Genomic DNA, 16,033 nt, shown 5'->3' with positions numbered 1-16,033 from the left:
TTCTCCCTAGTCGAAGTTCATCTTGCTGGCTTTCAGATTCAGGATCGCCAGGGCGCCCACCAGCAGGAAGATCAGCGTGGCAATTGCCGCCGCCAGCCCAAAGTCCTGTCCGCCGCCGCCTTCGAAGGCGATGCGGTAGGTATAGCTGACCAGCAGGTCGGTATAACCGGCCGGCGTGGTAGTCCCGATCATATCCGGTCCGCCGTTGGTCAACAGTTGGATCAGCACGAAGTTATTAAAGTTGAAGGCGAAGCTGGCAATCATCAGCGGCGTTAGCGGCTTAATCAGCAGCGGCAGAGTGATGCGGAAAAAGTTCTGCATCGGGGTAGCGCCGTCCATTGCCGAAGCTTCGTACAAATCGTCAGGGATCGCCTTTAACAGCCCCATGCACAGGATCATCATGTACGGGTAACCCAGCCAGGTGTTGACGATCAAAATCATGCTCTTGGCGGTGATGGGGTCGCTGAACCAGGCCGGTTTGATGCCGAACAGATGGCTGAGCATCATGTTGATTTCACCGAAACTTTGGTTGAACAAGCCTTTGAAAATCAGAATCGAAATAAATGACGGCACCGCATAGGGCAGTATCAGCATCACGCGATAGATGGCTTTGCCTTTCAGCGCATCCCACTGCACCACGCAGGCCAGCACCATACCTACCGCCACGGTGAGGATCACGGTCATCACCGAGAACACGATGGTCCAGATAAAGATCGACACGAACGGCTTCTTGATGCCTTCATCCTGCAGGACGCGCAGGAAGTTTTTCCCACCGATAGTCACGGTATAGCCTGGGCTGAGGGTCTCTTTGGCCCAGTTGCCGTCGGCATTTACCGCCTGATAGAAGCCAATCTCCGGGTTAGGCCGGTATTGAATATGGGTTTGCTGGTCGGTCAGCAGGTTGCTGTCCTTATCCAGTGCGTAAAGCGGGGTGGTGCCGGAAAACTGGCGCAGGGAACTCATGCGCAGCTCACCGCCGTCCGGTAACTGGGCTACCAGTTGGCTCAGCGCCTGGCGGTTTTGAGTGATCACCCGCAGCGTGGCGCGTTCGCCTGTCGGTTCGCTGCCTTCCTCAACCAGTTTCAGCGTTTGCGGTGCGTTGGCATCAAAGCTGAAAGGCTGGGAAATCAACTGTTGCCCGCTGTCCGGGTGGGTTAGCTGCAGACGCCAGCGTTGGTTTTCCGCCGGATATAGGCCGAAGGTAAAGGTCTTGCCGGTCTGGAATTGACGCTGCATCAGCACCGACTGGGCGCGCTCAAAAGTGAGCTGGTTGGTGCTGCTGTAGTTGGTAAAGGCGATGGCAATGGTACAAATCAGCGGAAACAGGACAAACAGCCCCATACCGGCGATGCCCGGATAAACGTAGCGCCAGGCGTAAGCACGGCGGTTGGCGAAGACGTAAAGCCCAGCGCTGACCAAGATCAGCGTCAGAATGGCAAACAGGTATTCACCCTGTGCATACATCAACACAATCAGATAGCAGGTAACCAGGCTGAACAGGCCGATGACCAGCCATTTCAGTATGTCACTCTGCCACCACTTCGACTTTTTGCGCGCAGGTGACCCGGCGTGAGCTAATTGCATAGGGCGTTCCTTTCTGTGGAGCTACAGCGGGGCGCAGGTCCGCACCCCGCACAACGTAGTGTGTTACTTGGTAATGCGGGTCTGTACGTCATCCAGTGCGGCTTTCACCGTCTGGCGGCCGCTGACGGCGTTGATCACCGCACTGCGTTCGGCGTACCAGAAGGCGCTCATCTGCGGGATGTTAGGCATGATTTCGCCGTTCTGTGAGTTTTCCATGGTGGCGGCAATCTTCGGATCTTTCGCCAACTGTTCCTGGTAAGACTTCAGCGCGACTGCGCCCAGCGGTTTGTCCTTGTTGACGTCCGCCAGCCCCTCGTTGGTCAGCAGGTAGTTTTCCAGGAATTCGGTCGCCAGCTCTTTGTTCGGGCTGGCGGCGTTGATCCCGGCGGTCAGTACGCCGACGAAAGGTTTGGACGGCTTGCCTTTAAAGGTTGGCAGCAGGGTCACGCCGTAGTTGATTTTGCTTTGTTCGATGTTGGACCAGGCCCAGGGACCATTGATGGTCATCGCAGTCTGGCCTTTGTTGAACGCGGCTTCGGCAATGGAATAATCGGTATCGGCGTTGATGTGTTTGTTTTTCACCAGATCGACGATGAACTGCAACCCGGCCTGTGAACCGGCATTGGCCACGCCTACGTCCTTGATGTTGTACTTGCCGTTCTCATACTTGAAGGCATAACCGCCGTCGGCGGCGATAATCGGCCAGGTGAAGTAGGGTTCTTGCAGGTTCCACATGATGGCGCTCTTGCCTTTGGCGCGCAGCTCTTTGTCCAGCGCCGGGATCTCTTCCCAGGTTTTTGGCGCCTGCTTGATCAGGTCTTTGTTATAAATCAGCGACAGTGCTTCTACCGCGATCGGGTAGCCAATCAGCTTGCCATCGTAGCGCACCGCGTCCCAGGTGAACGGGAACAGCTTGTCCTGGAAAGCTTTGGAAGGATGGATCTCGGCCAGCAGGCCCGACTGCGCGTAGCCGCCAAAGCGGTCATGGGCCCAGAAGATGATGTCCGGGCCGTCGCCGGTGGCAGCCACCTGCGGATATTTCTCTTCCAGCTTGTCCGGATGCTCGATGGTGACTTTGATACCGGTGTCTTTCTCAAACTTTTTGCCGACTTCGGCCAGGCCGTTATAGCCTTTATCGCCGTTGATCCAGATAACCAGTTTCCCTTCCTCGATCTTGGCGAAGGCGGAAGAAGAAAGCACCAGGGTGGTCAGAGCCGAAAGCACCAGTGTGCGGGCGGTGGTAAAGCTGCGAGTCATAATCCAATCCTTCTTTTTTATGGGCACGTAAATCAAGGAGAGAGGTTTCGCGGTAATAGTGGGTCACAAAGCGACACATTCTCATCCTCCCCCCCTCTACGCCCCAAGCCTGCGGAGTGTGATCCAGTTAACATTGCGCTCTATTCTGTGGTGTCAGACACAAAATAGGGGGACGATTTTTGCCAGGCAGATCACAGATTTGTCTTAAGCGTGGAACTTCTCACCGCCGCAGTCGTTCTCTCATCCTCCCATCTCCTCCCCCATGAAAAATCCTGTTACGGATGATTACCCTTTGTGGGGTTTACCGCACTATCGGCCACATTGATTTTCAACGCCCAATACAGCAGGAACCGGATTTATGTCGCCAATGCCTACCGCCACTCAGCCAACCCTGTACCGGATCCATCCGGTCAGTTTCCGCGACGGAAACGGGGACGGTGTAGGCGACGCTCGCGGCATGATTGCGGCATTGCCCTACCTGAGCACGCTGTCGATCGACGGCCTGGTATTGCCGCAGGCATTGGCGGCACAAGATGACGCCGCCGTCGCCGCCCAGGGGCTGGCACTGTGGTACTGCGATGGGCCAAACCACATTCGTCGCGCCGCAACGCCGCAACAGTACCTCCGCAGCCCATTGGCGCTGGAAGTGGTGCCTTTTAGCGTGGAGAAGCTGGTTGAGGTATTGAATGCCCGCCGGGCCACGCTGGCCGACAGCCTGTGGAGCACTGGTGATGCCGACCAGCCTCGGGTGGTCAGTCACTGGGGGCAGGGTAACTTGCGTTCCGCCGATGCTTTTTTGACGTTGCTGGCCATGCTGCCCGCGCCGATTTGTCTGTATCAGGGAGAGGAGCTGGGTCTGCCGCACGCGGCCGGTTTGCAGGATCCGCTTGGTGCTCAAACGCCGATGCCCTGGCATGAAGCGCCGGAGCAAGTGACCGCCGGTGAGATCCACTGGTATCAGCAGGTGGCGATCGAACACCGCGCGTTGGCCATCAGCCGCCAACAGCATGACAACCACTCGACCTTACGTTACTGCCAGTCTCTGTTGGCGCTGCGCCGTTTGCCGGTGATCCAACAGGGTGAGCTGAGCGCCATCAGCCAGCGTAATGGCGTAGTTCGCTTACTTATTACCCATCAGGATCAATGCCTTGAAGCGCTGATTAACCTGCAGCCTTATACTCAGGCGGCCGCGCCGTCTGAGGCGACCTTGCCACTGGCATGGCAGCACGGCGCGCAGCAAGAGGGTCATCAATGGGTTTTGGCGGGTTTTGCGTCCGCCATTTTTACACGAAACGTTAACTGCGAAAGCAGGGGAGTAACGCATGGCTAGCGTCACATTGCGCAGCGTTTATAAGGCTTTCGGCGAGACTGTGATTTCCAAGGACGTCAATCTGACGATCGATGACGGTGAGTTTGTGGTGTTTGTCGGGCCATCGGGCTGCGGCAAGTCGACGCTGCTGCGCATGATCGCCGGCCTGGAGGACATTACCTCCGGTGAGCTGATGATCGGCGATAAACGGATGAATGAGGTGCCACCGTCCGAGCGCGGTATTGGCATGGTATTCCAGTCTTATGCGCTGTATCCGCACCTGTCGGTGGCCGACAACATGTCGTTTGGCCTGAAGCTGGCGGGGGCTAAAAAAGCGGAAATCAACCAGCGGGTGAATCAGGTATCGGAAGTGCTGCAGCTGGCTCACCTGCTCGACCGACGGCCCAAAGCGCTGTCCGGTGGGCAGCGTCAGCGGGTGGCAATCGGCCGTACGCTGGTGGCGGAGCCGGACGTGTTCCTGCTCGACGAACCGCTGTCCAACCTCGACGCCGCACTGCGGGTGCAGATGCGCATTGAGATCTCCCGTCTGCACAAACGTTTGCAGCGCACCATGATTTACGTCACCCACGATCAGGTTGAAGCGATGACGCTGGCCGACAAAATCGTGGTGCTGGACGCCGGGCGTGTCGCCCAGATCGGCAAGCCGCTGGAGCTGTATCACTATCCGGCCAACCGCTTTGTCGCCGGCTTTATCGGGTCACCGAAAATGAATTTCCTGCCGGTCAAAGTGACCGCCGCAGAACCGCAACAGGTCCAGGTCGAACTGCCTAACCGCCAACTGGTGTGGTTGCCGGTCGAAGGCACAGAGGTACAGGTTGGCTCGAATCTGTCGCTGGGCATTCGCCCCGAGCATCTGTTGCCGGGTGATGCCTCTGAAGTTCGTCTGACCGGTGACGTACAGGTGGTGGAGCAACTCGGCAACGAGACGCAAATCCACATCCAAATCCCGGCAATTCGTCAAAACCTGGTTTACCGCCAGAACGACGTGGTGCTGGTAGAAGAAGGTGCAACATTCGCTATCGGCCTGCCGCCTCACCGCTGCCATCTGTTCCGTGAAGACGGTACGGCATGTAAACGGCTGCACCAGGAGCCGGGCGTTTAAAGCATCACAGTCTGTATAACAGGAGAATAATGATGACTACTCTGCGCAAACTTCCTCTGGCACTGGCAATCGCCGCTGGTGTTCTCACCACTCAGGCAATGGCCCTTGATTTTAAAGGCTATGCCCGTTCCGGCATTGGCTGGACCGGTAGCGGTGGTGAGCAACAGTGCTTCAAGGCCACCGGCGCCGACAGCAAATACCGTCTCGGTAACGAATGTGAAACTTACGCCGAACTGAAGCTGGGTCAGGAAGTGTGGAAAGAAGGCGACAAAAGCTTCTACTTCGATACCAACCTGGCTTACTCGGTTTCACAACGTTCTGACTGGGAAGATGTGACGCCAGGCTTCCGTGAAGTGAACGTGCAGGGTAAAAACCTGATCGAATGGCTGCCGGGGGCCAATATGTGGGCCGGTAAGCGTTTCTATCAGCGTCATGACGTCCATATGATCGACTTCTACTACTGGGATATCTCCGGCCCGGGTGCGGGTCTGGAAAACATCGATCTGGGCTTCGGCAAGCTGTCTGCTGCCGTGACCCGTAACTCCGAATCCGGCGGTTCTTACGGTTATCTGGATAATGAACTGGACCAACGCCCTACCGTCAACGACACCTTCGACGTGCGTTTGGCCGGTCTGGAGTTGAACCCGGGCGGTACCCTGGAGCTGGGCCTGGACTACGGCCGGGCTAACGCGCAGGACGGCTACAGCCTGGCTGACGGTGCCAGCAAAGACGGTTGGTTGGTGACTGCGGAACATACCCAGAGCATCCTGACCGGCTACAACAAGTTTGTGCTGCAGTACGCCACCGATTCTATGACTTCGCAGAACAACGGCCGTAGTCAGGGCTCCACCATCGACAACAACGGCAAGATGATCCGCGTGCTGGATCACGGCGCCATCGACTTCAACGATCAATGGGCGATGATGTATGTCGCCATGTTCCAGGATATCGATCGCGACAACAACAATGGCACCACCTGGTACACCGTGGGCGTGCGCCCAATGTACAAATGGACGCCAATCATGAGCACCCTGCTGGAAGCCGGTTACGACAACGTGAAATCTCAGCGTACCGGAGATCGCAACGGCCAGTACAAAGTCACCCTGGCGCAACAGTGGCAGGCGGGCAACAGCATCTGGTCCCGTCCGGCGATCCGCGTATTTGCAACCTACGCCAAGTGGGATGAGAAATGGGGTTACGCTAACAGCGATTCCGGCACCGGTTACACCTCAGGTACCGCGTACAACGACACCAGCATGCATACCTTCAGCCGCGGTAATGACGATGAAGTCACCTTCGGCGCCCAGATGGAAATCTGGTGGTAATGAGATAACGGGGAGAGCCAGGTGCTCTCCCCAACCTGTATTCGCCGACACCGTCTCTCTTGCCTGAGCCGCGTCGGATACCATGGGGTATAACAATGAAAAAGAATCTGCTGTCACTCTACCTGTCACTGGCCCTTACCGTGGGCGCGCCACTGGTGGCCAATGCCGATACACCGGCCAATGTTTCCATCGCTCCGGCTATTAGCGCCAGCACGCTACAAAGCCTGCCATGGCAACCGCTGGTACCGCCGGTCAGCCAGGACGTAAAACTGGATAATGTCAGCCCGCAAATTAATCAGGGTGACATTCAGGGCGCTATTGCCGCCTATACGCTGCCGGCCGATCGCGGCTCGCTGGAAGTCACGCTGAGCAGCATCAGCAAGAACAACGCCATTTACGCCCCGAGCGTACTGGTGCTGGATGAGCACCTGCGTCCGGCCGCCTATTACCCGAGCAGCTACTTCCCTTATCAGCCTCCGGGGGCAATGTCGTCCGATCGCCTTGAGGGCACGTTGAAACTGACCCCGGCGCTCGGCCAGAAACAAATTTATCTGCTGGTGTACACCACCCGCCAGGATCTAGCGAAAACCACCCAATTGACTAACCCGGCGAAGGCTTATGCGCAGGGCGTGGGCAACGCGGTACCAGATATTCCGGATCCGATTGCCAGCCACAGCACCAGTGGCACCATCAAACTGAAAGTGACGGCTGAACAGGGCAGCGGCAATATCATGATCGGTATGCTGCAACCGGCACCGGCGGCGACGCCAGTGGTGGTGGGATCTACTGCGGTGGTTGCGGCTGCACCGACTCCGGCACCGACCAAACCGGCGGAACCGATGCTGAATGAAACTGACACTTACTTTAACAACGGCATCAAACAGGCGGTGAAGGCGGGCGATATCGATAAAGCGCTGAAACTGATGAATGAGGCTGAAAAACTGGGTTCTACCACAGCGCGTGAAACGTTTATTGGCAGCGTGAAAGGCAAGGGGTAGTACCCGACGCTGCCGATGCTGGCTTGATGATTGGTGCGCCCCGGCGCACCTTTTTTCATTCGCGAGCTAGCGTTTCGCCGATCAACGCCAGCAGACGCGCGTTATCCACCTGCTGCATTATCCGCACCGGTTGGCCTTCGGGTTCCGGCATGCCGACCGTCAGGCGCAGACTTTCCGGTCGCCAGCGACGGGAGCTGCCTCGCGTCATGGCTCCTTCCAGCGCCACATCGACAAAATACTCCTCGGTAGTGACCAATTGCGGCTCCAGCAGCCAGGCGATGACCAGTGCATCATGGATCCAGCAACCCGGCAGATGGCGGGTATGGCGGGAATAGTCGATCCAGGGCTGGGTTGTGGCCCGCAGGTAGCGGCACAGCGGCGTGTCCGGCTGGGTCATCTGTAGCAGGTCTGCCTGGGTCAGCATGGTTTGCGTGGTGACGTCCAGCGGGGCGAGCGTGATGTTGGCACCGCTGGTCAGTACCTGCCGTGCGGCCTCTGGATCCAGGCCGAAATTGGTGTCCTTGATGTAGCCCTCGACGTTGAACACTCCCCCCATAATGACGATTTCCTTCACCGCCTGCGCCATCTGCGGGTACAGCTGCAGGGCATGGGCAACGTTGGTCAGTGGGCCGATCGCCGCCAGGGTGATTTCGCCGGGGTGATTGCAGATCAGTTCGCCGATCGCGACGGCGGCGTTCGGTGCTGGTGTCGTTGCTGCTTGCGGATAAGGTGTATTACGCCACAGAGCAGCCAGCTGCGGATCGGTAATCGCACGATCCAGATGGGCGCGCCAGGGCTCTGGCGCTTCATTCAATGCTCGCGCCGCGCCTGCCACCACAGGTACCTGATAACCGGTTTGTTGTAACAGATGGTTGGCCACGGCAAAACCGACGTCGCGTGGCGTATTGCCGGCCACGATGCTGACAAGCTCCAGTGAGAGCTGTGGTTTGGCCGCCAGTGCCAGCGCCAGCGCCAGCCCGTCGTCAACGTTGGCACCGGGAATGCCGTTGCCGGGATCGCAATCAATAATCAAACGCATAGCAGTTACCTGAATCAATAAACTAGCAGCCGCACGATCGGCGGATATGCAGCTGGAAGGCGAACTCGTGCAGCTCTGGCTGCGCGGCACAGGCGGCCAGCATGGCGATGGCCTGCCTGGCCATGGCGTCGATCGGCTGTTCGACCGCACTGAGCGGCGGTACGCTGAACTCGGATTGCTGAGTGCCGTTAAAGCAAATGATAGCCAGATCGTCCGGCACTCGCAGCTGATGTTCCGCCAACGCCGACAGGCAGCCGAGTGCCTGCTGCTCGTTGGAGGTGAAGATGGCTCGCGGACGGGGCCCTTGCAGCATTTTCTGGCTGGCCTGATAGCCGCCCTGGCGGGTATAGGGCGCTTCAAAAATCCACTCTTCGCGCGGCGTGATACCGGCCTCGAGCAGGGCGTCGCGCCAGCCGTTCAGACGATCCTGCGCGTTAAGCATGGTCAGCGGGCCAACAAAAATGCCGAGTTCCCGGTAGCCGTGCTGCAGCAGGTGACGTGTGGCCTGGCAGGCGGCGTCGCGTTCATTGACGCGAATGGCGCAGATGCCGGCATGGCTGTCGATGGTGTCGATCATCACGCAGGGGGTACCGGAGGCGCGGATCAGATCGAACCACGGATGGCGATCGACACTGGTGTACAGCAGCCCATCAACCTGACGGCGCAGCAGGTGGTTAATCAGGTCATGTTCGCGCTGCCGGTCGTCGCCGGCGTCACCTAACAGCAGCACGCGGCCATGACTGAACGCCTCGCGCTGTAATGCCTGCGCCAGCGTGGCAAAAAACGGATTGGAAATGTCGGGCACCACTAACCCATAGGTGAGGGTATTGCCAGAAGCCAATGCCCGGGCGATATCGTTCGGCCGATAACCGGTTTGCTCGATCGCCGCCAGCACCCGCAGACGGGTGGCTTCTGCCACCGGACGCGGGCCGTTGTTGATCACGTAGCTGACGACCGCAACCGAGGTGCCCGCTACGAGGGCGACGTCGGCACGGGTGATGCGCCGTGCGGATTGATTATCCAAGTTGGGTTCCTGTGCGCCCTGATCACACCGCGTCCTGCGGCAGGTTAAGATCGCGGCCGCGGGTTTCTGGTGCAAAGAAGGTAGTGATTAAGCCAATGCCTGCCATTACAACAAAATAGCAGGCGACAGGCCACCAGTGACCGAAACCGGCCAGCAGCGCGGTCGCGATCAGCGGTGCGGTACCGCCGGAGAGGATCGAACCCAGTTCCTTGGCAAACGCCATTTTTGAGTAGCGGTTTTTGACGCCGAACAGCTCCACGCCGTAGGCGGCCTGTACGCCAAAAATCCCCAGCGATGCAATGCACATGCCGACCACAATCACCGAAATCACTATCGCCGGTTCGCGGCTATCGAGCAGCCAGAACGCCGGGAAGGCGTACAGTACCAGCAACAGGCAGAACCAGCGGTAGGTAATACGGCGGCCGAAACGATCGGAAAGCCAACCCGCCAGGGGGATCACCAGGAAACCGCACAGTGAGGCGATCATCACCGCCAGCGCCGGCACCGACTTATCCACCATCAACACCTTGGCGACGTAACCCACGATAAAGCCCTGGCACAGATAAGAGGGGCCGTTTTCGCCGATGCGCAGGCCGAGCATGATCCAGAAGGCTTTGGTGCGTTGCAGATAGCTGCGGTTATCCGCTGCAACGGGAGTGTTGTCCAGCATCCGCTGACGGTTTTGTTGTAGCTCGCGTTCAAACACCGGCGTTTCACGCACGTGACGGCGCAGGTACAAAGCACCCCCAGCGATCAGGATGCTGGCGAGGAACGGAATACGCCAGCCCCAGGCGATCAGATCCGCTTTGTCCAACTGCAAGATCAGCAACCACACCAGTGAGGCCAGCAGGGTACCGCTGTTGGAGCCAATCGCAATGATCGAGGCGACCAGCCCCCGTCGTTTGGCTGGGGCGTATTCCGCCAGCATCACCGCACCGCCGGAAAGCTCGGCTCCGGCTCCGAAGCCCTGAGCAAAACGCAGGATCACCAGGCAGATGGGAGCCCAGACGCCAATTTGTGCGTAGGAGGGGATCAGCCCGATCAGCGTGGTAGAGACGCCCATCAGCGCCACCGTGGTGAGCAGCACTACGCGGCGGCCTTTACGATCGCCAATCCAGCCGAAAACCAACGCGCCGATAGGGCGGGCGATAAAACCGACGGAATAGGTGGCGAAGCTGGCCAGCAGCGCCACCATGGGGGTGGCTTCGGGGAAGAACACGTCGCCGAACACCATGCCGGCCGCCAGGCCATACAGGGCGAAATCGACATACTCCATGGCCGTACCGAGCCAGCACGAGAAAGTGGCGCGCCAGAATTGACCGCGCCCTTCTTTGGTGGCCAAACGTTCATCGGCCGCCAACGTTTCGTCGGTGGCCTTTGGGGTTGCAAGCGTTGTTTCGCTCATGGCATTGATATCCTCTTTTCGTCTGCGCCACACCTATGGCGTGATCGCGGTAAAGATGGTTTCCCTGGTGTCGGCAAGAAAGTTTGCTGACAAAGTGTCGGACTGATGGCGATTCAACGCTGCAGTACAAGGGTATCTACGCGCGTAGATAAAACAATGCTGCAGAGGTGAAATTTTGCTGAAGATCACAGAATCCCCATCGTTCCGGGGAATGAAGGTAAAGAAAACAGATGGCAGAAAGATGACATCGCGGTGCTTTTTCGGCGCGTATTTTGCTGCGTGTGACCCCACGAATCAGCCTGCCGCTTTTGAATTTCTGCGTTACAATGAGCGCCTGTTAACAGTTTGTCTGGTCTGGCGCGGCCGCAGGGCGCGGCGTCAGGCATGGAGTAGAACAATGTTTGGCAATAGGGATTCGATCCTACCGCCGCTGGAGTGGTTATCTGCGCAACATCCTCCGGTGCCTGCCGCCATCAGCGACTGGCTGATGGAGCCCGGTTCCATGACGCGTCGCTTTGAACGCCACTGTGGGCGGGTGCACGTTGAGCCGCAGCGCGAATGTTTTTTGACCCGCGAGCAACTGGGTGAAGAGGCCGAACACCTGCCGGACAGCCCGCGCTATTGGCTGCGTGAAGTGGTGCTATTGGGCGACAACCAGCCCTGGCTGCTGGGGCGCACGGTGATCCCACAGGAAACGCTGACCGGCCCGGATCTGGCGCTGGTGGATTTGGGGACATTGCCGTTGGGCCGCTATCTGTTCAGCAGCGATGACCTGACTCGCGATTATATTCATATAGGTCGGCAAGATGCGTTGTGGGCACGCCGCTCCCGCCTGCGGCTGGCGGGTAAACCGCTGTTGCTGACCGAACTGTTTTTACCGGCTTCACCGCTGTACGCTGCGGGCAGTGTAGACCCTGAATAATGAGGAGAGGAAATACCTTGGAGGGAAGCGTGATTCAAAGCAAATGGCAGGCTTATAGCCATCTGATGCGCATTGATAAGCCGATTGGCACCTTACTGTTGCTATGGCCGACGTTGTGGGCACTGTGGCTGGCAGGAAAGGGCGTACCGTCGCTGTCTGTCCTGGTGGTGTTTGTGGTCGGGGTCTTCATGATGCGCGCCGCCGGTTGTGTGGTGAATGACTATGCCGATCGCGCCGTCGATGGCCACGTAAAGCGGACTGCCGGGCGGCCGATGCCGAGTGGCCGGGTGAGCGAGAAAGAGGCCAAGATCCTGTTTGTGGTGCTGGTGCTGATCTCGTTTGGGCTGGTATTGACGCTGAATGCGATGACTATCTGGCTGTCATTGGCCGCGCTGGCGCTGGCATGGGCCTATCCGTTCATGAAACGGGTCACCCATCTGCCGCAATTTGTGCTGGGTGCGGCGTTTGGCTGGGGCATTCCGATGGCCTATGCCGCCGTTAGCGAATCACTGCCGCTGAGCTGCTGGCTGTTGCTGCTGGCCAATATCTGCTGGACGGTGGCTTACGACACGCTGTACGCCATGGTTGACCGTGACGATGACCTGAAGATTGGCGTTAAATCTACCGCCATATTGTTTGGCCGCTACGACAAGCTGATCGTCGGTATGCTGCAGTTCGCCACGCTGCTGTTGATGCTGTGGGTCGGCTATCTGACGCAGATGAGCGGCGCTTTTTATTGGTCGCTGTTGCTGGCAGGCGCTTTGTTTATCCATCAGCAAAAGCAGATCGCCACCCGCGAACGCGACGCCTGCTTTAAAGCGTTCCTGGACAACAACTACGTTGGGCTGGTGCTGTTTCTCGGCATCGCGTTGAGCTACTGGCAGGGCTAACGATTTACAGCAATAAAAAAGGCACCCGAGGGTGCCTTTTTCGTTTTAGTATCAGTGAATCAGTCTTCTTTCACTTCCACTGCGACCGTCTCCGGCAGGGCGTTGGTTTCCGCCGGCATGCTGACGCTTTCAATGGTCAGCTTGATTTCCGGGGTAATCAAATCGCTCAGCATGTTGTACACCTCCATGGTGTGCTCACGGACCGCATCGCCGATGTCGTTGATGTAGCCTTCTTCACGCAGCGTCGCCACCAGGGTGGAGAACACCGCCTTGTCAAAGAACTCCGGCGCATTGATACCGTGCAGTACCGACAGGCGTTGGGCCATGATACGGCTCTCTTTCTCCAGCGCACCGCGGTTGATGCTCGGATTGGCGCTGAGGATCGACATGGTGATGGCATAGCGTTGCAGCGTTTCACGGACACCGGCGGCCAACAGCTGTAGCGGCCGGATACGCGCTGGGTTCAGCACCAGATCGTCGCCCTTGTCGCAGATCAGTTGCTGACGGATCATTTCATCGATCAGCGGTCGCAGCACTTCCGGCAGTTGTTCCTTATCGTTGTGCAGGAACAGCTCGGCCTTCAGCATCGGGTAAATCAGACCAATCTGCCGTAGCAGTTCGGCGCGCGATACCCGGCGGTGGTGCATCACGATAGTGGCGATCAGCGAAGGCAGAACCAGCAGGTGATGGATATTGTTACGGTAATAGGTCATCAACACCGCCTGCTCGCGCGGCAGGATGATGATATCGCCGATGTTATCCTTCTCCACCTCGAACTTGTTCATGTTCAGCGCGTGGTCGAGCAATTCATCCGGCGTTTGGGTTGGCACGGTAACGTCGCTGGCATAAGGCACGTTGCGCATCAGTTGCAGATAGCATTCCAACTGCTCAAGCAACTGCTCACGGGTCAGCGAACGCTGGCGTGAGGCCAACAGCGCCGTGGAACACAGGTTCATGGCGTTGGCAGCGGCAGCATTGTTGATGCGAACCATGATTTTGGCCGCCAGATCGTTGACCGTTGGCGTCAGCCAACTTGGGCGCTGGGATTCGATCGGGTCAATCGATTCACGCCACTGCGGCACATTCTGGTTCAGATAGGTAGTCAACGGCAGTGGATCGCCGAAGTTGACGTAACCCTGGCCAAGATTGCGCAGCTTGCGCAGGCCGCGCAGCATCTGCAGCAGGCTCTCTTTTTCCTTGGTCGCACCACGCAGCTCTTTGGCGTAAGTGCCCACTTCCATCACGTGCTCGTAACCGATGTAGATCGGCACCAGTGTGATAGGGCGGGTACCGCCACGCAGCATCGCCTGAATGGTCATCGACAGGGTGCCGGTCTTCGGCTCCAGCAAACGTCCGGTACGGGAACGGCCGCCTTCGACGAAATATTCCACCGAGTAACCACGGGTAAACAGCTCGCCGAGGTATTCGCGGAACACCGTCGAGTACAGCTTGTTGCCTTTGAAAGTGCGGCGGATAAAGAAAGCGCCCAGACGGCGGAAAATCGGCCCGGCCGGCCAGAAGTTGAGATTAATCCCGGCAGCAATGTGCGGCGGCACCAGACCCTGGTGATACAACACGTAGGACAGCAACAGGTAGTCCATGTGGCTGCGGTGGCAGGGCACATAAACAATCTCGTGGCCGTCCTGCGCCAACTGACGCACGCGTTCGGCGTTAGTGACGTTGATGCCTTGATACAGGCGGTTCCAGGTCCAGCTCAGCACGCGATCGGAAAGGCGCACCGTCTCGTAAGAGAAATCGGCAGCGATCTCTTCCATCAGCGCAATGGCATTCTGCTGGGCTTTTTCGTGGGAAATTTTCTTGCTGCGAGCCTCGTCTTCGACCGCTTTTTCGATCGCCTTGGATGCCAACAGCTTGTTGAACAGGTCCTGACGGGCCGGCAGGCTTGGACCGACGGCGGCCAGACGCTGACGCGAGAAGTGCATGCGTGCTACGCGTGCCAGCTTTTGCGCAATGATTTTGTCCGTACCGTGTTCAGTCGCCATGCGGCGCAGCGAAACGGTATTGGAGAAACGGACAAAGCTGTCGCGGCCGAGCCACAGCACGGCGAAGAATTTCTGGACGCCGTTCAGCAGACGCAGATGCGGGGTGCCGTGACCTTCGCGCCCCGGAGAGCGACCGAACATCACCGAGACCGGCAACATCTGAATGTCGAGATCCGGATTACTGCGATGCAGATCCAGATAGTCGTGGAACAGTTTTACCGACTCTTCTTTCGGCGTGTAGTAACGGAATACGCGCGGGCCGTCGTGAATAAACACGTGGCTGGGCAGCACGGTACCGTCTATCTCCAGCGGATTGAGGGGATCGGGCAGATCTTGCGCCAGGCACTGGGTGCGCAGCGTCAGTAAATCCGCCTTGGAATTATAAGGTAAAACATACAGAATCGGCCGTGAAGGATCCAACCCTAACTCCGTGACCGGATCTGAAGGGATAACCTTACTTCTTACCAACAGTTTGAGTGGTAAATTCAATAGTTTATAATAAATTTTACGCCAACCTGACATAACAACGTGAAGCCTCTTGTTAGCAATGCGCCGCAAGCATACCAGAATCCGGGTAGCAGATCTGTGGTGTTGGAAAACCGAGAGCCGGGAGCGTTTCCTGGCTTAGACTGTTTAATTATGACTTACCTCTGCGAAAGGCACTAAAAAACATGACAAAGCAAGCAACCGGCCTGACCCGTATTATTAAAGCGGCCGGCTACTCTTATAAAGGCTTTTCCGCCGCCTGGCAGCACGAAGCGGCGTTTCGCCAGGAATTGGTGGCAACGGTGCTGGCTATCATACTGGCGATTTGGCTGGACGTGGGTGCGATAGCGCGCATTTTACTGATCGGATCGGTGCTGCTGGTGATGATCGTCGAGATACTGAACAGCGCGATTGAAGCGATTGTCGACCGGGTGGGCACCGAACATCACGAGCTCTCCGGCCGGGCAAAGGATATGGGCTCGGCGGCGGTCTTGCTGGCGATTATTCTGGCGCTGTTTGTCTGGTGTTCGGTGCTGTGGCAGCACTTTGCCTGAGTGGGGGAGTTCTGTTGCGACGCGGGTCGCTAATCCCTGATTTTTATTCACTCTTCGGTTCCCAAGCCGCACTTACCTGTATATACTCACAGCAAGACTGTATAAACAAACAGG

General features: G+C 57.8%; 13 protein-coding genes. 7 read left to right on the top strand and 6 right to left on the bottom strand.

Translation table 11 applies throughout. The features are described from left to right. Positions 1-6: 6 nt before the first annotated feature. Positions 7-1,584 carry a maltose ABC transporter permease MalF gene (gene malF, locus BEI65_RS12420; protein ID WP_099063605.1) on the bottom strand — a complete coding sequence of 526 codons (1,578 nt, stop codon included), beginning with the start codon at positions 1,582-1,584 and terminating at the stop codon, positions 7-9. Between the two features lie 63 nt (positions 1,585-1,647). Then, on the bottom strand, positions 1,648-2,841 hold the full coding sequence (malE, locus tag BEI65_RS12415) for a maltose/maltodextrin ABC transporter substrate-binding protein MalE (RefSeq protein ID WP_037416088.1): 1,194 nt from the start codon (positions 2,839-2,841) through the stop codon (positions 1,648-1,650). 358 nt (positions 2,842-3,199) lie between these two features. Between malE and BEI65_RS27405 the strand changes: the two genes are divergently transcribed. The 4 genes from BEI65_RS27405 to malM all read left to right on the top strand — a co-directional run bounded on the left by BEI65_RS27405 (position 3,200) and on the right by malM (position 7,596). Next, positions 3,200-4,171: an alpha-amylase family glycosyl hydrolase gene (locus tag BEI65_RS27405; RefSeq protein WP_099063604.1), complete on the top strand. Its 972-nt coding sequence runs from the start codon at positions 3,200-3,202 to the stop codon at positions 4,169-4,171. Beyond that, entirely contained in the window at positions 4,164-5,273 is a 1,110-nt protein-coding gene (malK, locus tag BEI65_RS12405) for a maltose/maltodextrin ABC transporter ATP-binding protein MalK (protein ID WP_099063603.1), read from the top strand. Before BEI65_RS27405 ends, malK begins: the two co-directional genes overlap by 8 nt. Positions 5,274-5,302: 29 nt before the next feature. Continuing rightward, the gene (locus BEI65_RS12400) at positions 5,303-6,598 is read left to right on the top strand and encodes a maltoporin (protein WP_129936894.1); all 1,296 of its coding nucleotides are present in this window, start codon (positions 5,303-5,305) and stop codon (positions 6,596-6,598) included. Between the two features lie 95 nt (positions 6,599-6,693). Beyond that, the gene (malM, locus tag BEI65_RS12395; protein WP_099063601.1) at positions 6,694-7,596 is read left to right on the top strand and encodes a maltose operon protein MalM; all 903 of its coding nucleotides are present in this window, start codon (positions 6,694-6,696) and stop codon (positions 7,594-7,596) included. 55 nt (positions 7,597-7,651) lie between these two features. On the opposite strand, the gene BEI65_RS12390 is transcribed toward malM, so the two are convergent. From BEI65_RS12390 to BEI65_RS12380, 3 genes are read right to left on the bottom strand one after another with little or no spacing between them, the layout of a single operon-like run. Next, positions 7,652-8,635, bottom strand: coding sequence for a nucleoside hydrolase (locus BEI65_RS12390; RefSeq protein ID WP_099063600.1), 984 nt, complete (start codon positions 8,633-8,635; stop codon positions 7,652-7,654). Between the two features lie 22 nt (positions 8,636-8,657). Further along, positions 8,658-9,659, bottom strand: coding sequence for a LacI family DNA-binding transcriptional regulator (locus BEI65_RS12385; protein WP_099063599.1), 1,002 nt, complete (start codon positions 9,657-9,659; stop codon positions 8,658-8,660). Positions 9,660-9,681: 22 nt separating this feature from the next. Next, complete coding sequence (locus BEI65_RS12380) at positions 9,682-11,064, bottom strand: MFS transporter (protein ID WP_099063598.1); 1,383 nt, start codon at positions 11,062-11,064, stop codon at positions 9,682-9,684. A gap of 397 nt (positions 11,065-11,461) precedes the next feature. On the opposite strand from BEI65_RS12380, the gene ubiC reads away from it, so the two are divergent. Beyond that, on the top strand, positions 11,462-11,986 hold the full coding sequence (gene ubiC / locus BEI65_RS12375) for a chorismate lyase (RefSeq protein ID WP_099063597.1): 525 nt from the start codon (positions 11,462-11,464) through the stop codon (positions 11,984-11,986). 17 nt (positions 11,987-12,003) lie between these two features. Then, a complete protein-coding gene (ubiA, locus tag BEI65_RS12370) occupies positions 12,004-12,876 on the top strand; it encodes a 4-hydroxybenzoate octaprenyltransferase (RefSeq protein ID WP_099063596.1) in 873 nt (290 codons plus the stop codon). A 59-nt stretch (positions 12,877-12,935) separates the two neighbouring features. Here the strand turns inward: ubiA and plsB are convergent, their stop codons facing one another. Next, on the bottom strand, positions 12,936-15,401 hold the full coding sequence (plsB, locus tag BEI65_RS12365; RefSeq protein ID WP_099063595.1) for a glycerol-3-phosphate 1-O-acyltransferase PlsB: 2,466 nt from the start codon (positions 15,399-15,401) through the stop codon (positions 12,936-12,938). Between the two features lie 149 nt (positions 15,402-15,550). Between plsB and BEI65_RS12360 the strand changes: the two genes are divergently transcribed. Continuing rightward, on the top strand, positions 15,551-15,919 hold the full coding sequence (locus BEI65_RS12360; RefSeq protein ID WP_099063594.1) for a diacylglycerol kinase: 369 nt from the start codon (positions 15,551-15,553) through the stop codon (positions 15,917-15,919). The last annotated feature ends 114 nt before the right edge of the window (positions 15,920-16,033 follow it).

This window comes from Serratia sp. BW106 (assembly GCF_002607755.1).
Classification (GTDB): Bacteria; Pseudomonadota; Gammaproteobacteria; order Enterobacterales; family Enterobacteriaceae; genus Serratia; species Serratia proteamaculans.
This window is presented reverse-complemented; position numbering and strand designations above follow the sequence as displayed.

Coding starts and splice junctions, on each gene's coding strand:
- malK (WP_099063603.1), top strand. CDS start 4,164: ATGGCTAGCGTCACATTGCGCAGCGTTTATAAGGCTTTCGGCGAGACT.
- BEI65_RS27405 (WP_099063604.1), top strand. CDS start 3,200: ATGTCGCCAATGCCTACCGCCACTCAGCCAACCCTGTACCGGATCCAT.
- plsB (WP_099063595.1), bottom strand. CDS start 15,401: ATGTCAGGTTGGCGTAAAATTTATTATAAACTATTGAATTTACCACTC.
- BEI65_RS12380 (WP_099063598.1), bottom strand. CDS start 11,064: ATGAGCGAAACAACGCTTGCAACCCCAAAGGCCACCGACGAAACGTTG.
- malF (WP_099063605.1), bottom strand. CDS start 1,584: ATGCAATTAGCTCACGCCGGGTCACCTGCGCGCAAAAAGTCGAAGTGG.
- BEI65_RS12390 (WP_099063600.1), bottom strand. CDS start 8,635: ATGCGTTTGATTATTGATTGCGATCCCGGCAACGGCATTCCCGGTGCC.
- BEI65_RS12360 (WP_099063594.1), top strand. CDS start 15,551: ATGACAAAGCAAGCAACCGGCCTGACCCGTATTATTAAAGCGGCCGGC.
- ubiC (WP_099063597.1), top strand. CDS start 11,462: ATGTTTGGCAATAGGGATTCGATCCTACCGCCGCTGGAGTGGTTATCT.
- BEI65_RS12400 (WP_129936894.1), top strand. CDS start 5,303: ATGATGACTACTCTGCGCAAACTTCCTCTGGCACTGGCAATCGCCGCT.
- malM (WP_099063601.1), top strand. CDS start 6,694: ATGAAAAAGAATCTGCTGTCACTCTACCTGTCACTGGCCCTTACCGTG.
- malE (WP_037416088.1), bottom strand. CDS start 2,841: ATGACTCGCAGCTTTACCACCGCCCGCACACTGGTGCTTTCGGCTCTG.